Origin of the sequence: uncultured Gimesia sp., assembly GCF_937910335.1 — a bacterium.
In the GTDB taxonomy this organism is placed as follows: domain Bacteria; phylum Planctomycetota; class Planctomycetia; order Planctomycetales; family Planctomycetaceae; genus Gimesia.
This window is the reverse complement of sequence record NZ_CALEMX010000106.1, coordinates 1-3,804: the sequence shown is the minus strand read 5'-3', so window position 1 is coordinate 3,804 and position 3,804 is coordinate 1. Positions and strand designations below refer to the sequence as shown.

At 49.1% G+C, this 3,804-nt stretch carries 2 protein-coding genes; both read left to right on the top strand.

All coding sequences use genetic code 11. The features are described 5' to 3' along the window. Positions 1 to 227 precede the first annotated feature (227 nt). Entirely contained in the window at positions 228 to 1,244 is a 1,017-nt protein-coding gene (locus tag Q0668_RS04245; protein ID WP_298860272.1) for a ribose-phosphate pyrophosphokinase, read from the top strand. 27 nt (positions 1,245 to 1,271) lie between these two features. Beyond that, positions 1,272 to 3,804 (top strand): DNA mismatch repair protein MutS (gene mutS / locus Q0668_RS04240; protein ID WP_298860269.1); only part of this gene is annotated, 2,533 nt, incomplete at its 3' end.

Genomic DNA, 3,804 nt, shown 5'->3' with positions numbered 1-3,804 from the left:
AATTCCAACCCTGTGTAACCTGTTTGTGTCTCTAATACAGACATCCGTAAACCTCTTGGAACGATCCAAGCGGATATTGGCAAGCGTTCGCTTGTTTTGCCATTCAGCATCGATATTATGGAGTCTGCTTTTCTCCGTGAATGGAGCAGAGCGAAATTATCCAGAATTCCCAAGAATAGTAATGTTTTCCGGCAAGTGATTGCCCTGTTTGATTGATCTGTTATTTAATGCCTAGTTCTCCAAATCCACTTTCCAGAGGTCCTCGCGTCCAGTCATTTCAGCCTCCTCAAGGTGACCTGACAATCCTCGCGGGCTCAGGAAATCCCCTGCTTGCGCAAGCCATCGCCGATGACCTGGGCATCCGTTTGACACCCTGTGAAGCGCACCAGTTCAGCGAAGGCAACATTTTTGTCAGAATTAAAGAAAATGTCCGCGGACGCGATGTCTACCTGATCCAGGGCGTGCATTATCCGGTGAACGATAATTTTGTCGAACTCATGTTTTGGATCGACGCCTTAAAACGTGCCAGTGCACAACAGGTAACCGCGGTGATACCCTTTTTCAGCTATGCGAAGGGAGACAAGAAAGACGAGCCCCGCGTCTCGATCCGGGCACGTGTCTGTGCGGATGCCATCGAAGTGGCGGGCGCCGATCGTGTATTGACGATGGATTTACACAGCCCTCAGATTCAGGGATTTTTCAGTGTTCCCGTGGATCATCTTTATGGTCGGCACGTAATCAGCGAACACATCCAGAAAATGAACATCGAAAATCTGGTCGTCTGCAGCCCTGATGTGGGGTTTGCCAAGGAAGCATCGGATTTCGCAAAACTTCTGGGAACGCCAGTCGTGATAGGAAACAAAGCCCGAAAAGATCATTCAGAAACCGTGGAAGTGTTGGAAGTGATTGGTGAGGTAAAGGGTAAAAATGTGATCCTGGTTGATGACTTCACGATCACAGGACGAACGTTAATCAGCATGGCGGAAACCCTGAAAAAGCGAGGGGCAAATGATATTTATGCGGCTGTCACACATGGCGTTTTATCAAAGGGTGCAGCAGAGCGAATCGGCAATAGTCCGCTAAAGAAAATGTTTATGACCAACACGATTGAAACTCTGGCAGACCCCTTACCCGACAATCTGGAAGTCATCTCAGTCGCCCATTCATTTGCATCCGCGATACGATCCATTCATGACCGCACCAGTGTCAGTACATTGTTTCCGGAAAAGAGAACGAATAATTAACTAACAGTCAGAGAAAACAAAAAACGCATGACTAATACAGGCAAGAAGCTGACCCCGATGATGGAGCGGTATCTGGAAGTCAAACGCCAGAATCCGGGAACTTTGCTACTGTTTCGCATGGGCGATTTCTACGAACTTTTTAATGAAGATGCGGAAGTCGCAGCCCGCGTTTTGGGAATCACTCTCACCAGTCGCGATAAAACTTCCAGCAATCCTATTCCCATGGCGGGCTTCCCGCATCATTCGCTGGACAGCTACCTCTATAAACTGATCCACGCCGGCTACCGCGCCTCCATCTGTGATCAGGTGGAAGACCCCAAAAAAGCCAAGGGCATGGTCAAACGCGAAGTCACCAGAGTGGTCACCCCGGGCACCCTGACCGATGACGCTTTACTGAATCCGCATGAGAATAATTTCCTGGCGAGTATCTATTTTGGCAAGTCTAATATCGGTCTTGCCTGGCTGGAATTATCCACTGGTCGATTTTTGACATCCAATACGACGGCGGAACATCTGGTTGATGAACTGGCCCGCATTCACCCGGCGGAATGTATTTTTGCAGAAGGGAATACCGCACTGCAAAATGCCATCGGCCATCTGGATACAATGCTGACCGAACGCCCTACGTGGTCTTTTGCGACTGACGAATGTGAAAAACGTCTACTGGCACATTTTGGAACGAACACACTGGAAGGCTTCAACCTGGAACAGGGCTCTGCTTCCATCACCGCCGCGGGTGCCCTGTTAGAATATGTGCAGGACACGCAGAAAAGTTCCATTCCTCATATCAATCAGATTGAACCATACGAACGTACTGACCGCCTTTTGATCGATGAGGCAACCAGACGCAGCCTGGAACTCACACGCACCATTCGTGAGGGCAAACGTGAAGGCAGCCTGATTTCCGTTCTCGATGAAACCGTCACTTCGATGGGAGCCCGCCTGCTAACCGACTGGATTGCCAACCCCTTAACGAGTCTGACTGAAATTCATCGGCGGCTCGATGCCATTGAGGAACTTTCGCAAAACCCGGTCCTTTGTCACGATATCCGAGAACAACTTGCGAAAACGTATGATTTGCAGCGTCTCACTGCACGCATTGCAACCGGCAGGGCCAGCGCCCGCGACCTGAGTTTCCTTGCCCAGACGTTAGCATTACTTCCCAAACTGAAAGCAAAACTCTCCGGTCGAAAATCGGAGTTGCTGCAGACGCTCGAAGCAGATATCGATCTCTGTGCCGAAGTTCGATCGGATATCGAGACGATGATTGTGGATGATCCCCCGCTCACACTCAACGAAGGAGGCGTGATTCGAACGGGATTTTGTGACGAACTGGATGAAATGAGGTCTCTTTCCAAAGGAGGCAAAGAATGGATCGCCGGCTATCGCAATGAGGAATCAGAACGGATTGGCATTCCCAATTTGAAAGTGGGCTACAATAGAGTCTTTGGTTATTATCTCGAAGTTTCAGCCGCCCATGCTGCCAAAGTTCCAGAACATTATATTCGTAAACAGACTCTCAAAAATCAGGAACGCTATATTACACCTGAATTGAAAGAATACGAAGAAAAAGTTCTCAAAGCGGAAGACCGTGCAGTGGAATTGGAACAGACCCTCTTTAATGAGCTGAGGGAGCGGGTTGCAAAGGAAGCACCACGGACTCAAAAAACAGCAGAGATCCTGGCGCAAATTGATGTACTCTTTGGATTGGCACACCTTGCGACACATGCCGGCTATACTCGCCCAGAGATTACGGAAGAACCAGTGTTGGATATCAGAGAGAGTCGACATCCCGTTCTTGACCGTCTACAACCAACGGGGGAATTTGTGCCCAATGATGTCTTATTAGGTGATCCGTACGGCCGGGTTCAAATTATTACTGGGCCGAACATGGCAGGTAAAAGTACATATATTCGTCAAGCGGCGCTCTTAACTTTGATGGCGCAAATCGGCTCCTTCATCCCTGCCAGTGAAGCGCGCATCGGTATTGCAGATCGCATCTTTGCAAGAGTCGGTGCCAGTGATGAATTGAGCAAAGGTCAGAGTACATTTATGGTCGAAATGACCGAAGCGGCTCGCATCCTGAATTCAGCCTCTGAACGCAGTCTCGTAATTCTGGATGAAATTGGACGTGGCACCAGCACTTATGATGGAATATCACTAGCCTGGTCAATGACCGAATTTCTACACGACCACCTCAAATCGCGAACCCTGTTCGCAACGCACTACCATGAACTCACTGAGTTAACACAAACGCTGAAGCAAGCCAGCAACTGGAATGTCGCCGTTCATGAACAGGATGGTGAAATCGTCTTCCTGCACAAAATTGTCGAGGGTTCTGCCAATAAAAGTTATGGAATTCATGTGGCCCGTCTGGCAGGTGTGCCGGATCAGATTATTCAGCGAGCCAATCAAATTCTTTCAACACTCGAAAAAGACCACATCGATGCCACTAGTGGAAAAACAACGATTCCCCCCCGCCCACAAAAGCAATCATCGCATCAACAACTCTCCCTGTTCGGTAATGCGACCCATCCGGTCCTCGACGAAATCCGAGATT

Excerpts from the sequence above, each read along its gene's own strand:
- Q0668_RS04245 (WP_298860272.1), top strand. The coding sequence starts at position 228 with ATGCCTAGTTCTCCAAATCCACTTTCCAGAGGTCCTCGCGTCCAGTCA.